This is a genomic window from Candidatus Symbiothrix dinenymphae, from assembly GCF_001431085.1.
In genome coordinates, this window is record NZ_BBRU01000097.1 from 1 (window position 1) to 654 (window position 654).

Below are 654 nucleotides of genomic sequence, written 5' to 3' on the forward strand. Positions count from 1 at the left end.
AATCAAGGTAATCTTCATAATCTTCAGCCTCTTCATCTTCCTGGGTGGGCTCGCTCCAAGCGGCCTCCTCCTCTGTCTCTTGCGCCAAGAGATAGTTCAACCAATCAAACAGAACGGTTTCTGTGTCAAAAAAGTCAAGCCAAGCAGTATCGGCAGCAGCGGCAGCATCAGCGTCAGCATCGGCGTCGGCGTCAGCGTCAGCATCAGCATCAGCATCGGCATCAGCATCAGCATCAGCATCAGCATCAGCATCAGCATCAGCATCGGCATCACCCTCATCGTCTTCTGAATCATCCCAAAAATCTTCCCAGAACTCTGCCCACTCCTGATTTTCTTCTTCTGTGGGGATGTCCAGCCAATCGCTCGCAATCATATCATCCAGGAGAAACCTCACCCAATCCACGGTGCCTGTTTCTTCGTCAAAATACGCACCCCACGACTCGGCATCATCAAGCATCAATCTATCCCAATCCATCTCGCCGTTTTCATCCATATAGTCAGCCGGGTTCCACTCGGTGGTGTCGTTCGAAGAGATATGGTACGTCATGTTTCGCAGCCACGCGCCTTTGTCGTGCAAATTGATAATAGTGGTATCTCCGGAGGCTTCATAACGCAACTTGGGCTGTCCCACTTTATCAACCGCCGTGAACACCA

At 51.1% G+C, this 654-nt stretch carries 1 protein-coding gene; it reads right to left on the bottom strand.

The window, feature by feature from the left end; genetic code table 11:
* On the bottom strand, window positions 1–654 hold a 654-nt coding region (locus ASC50_RS01490; protein WP_158648263.1), incomplete at both ends, for a hypothetical protein.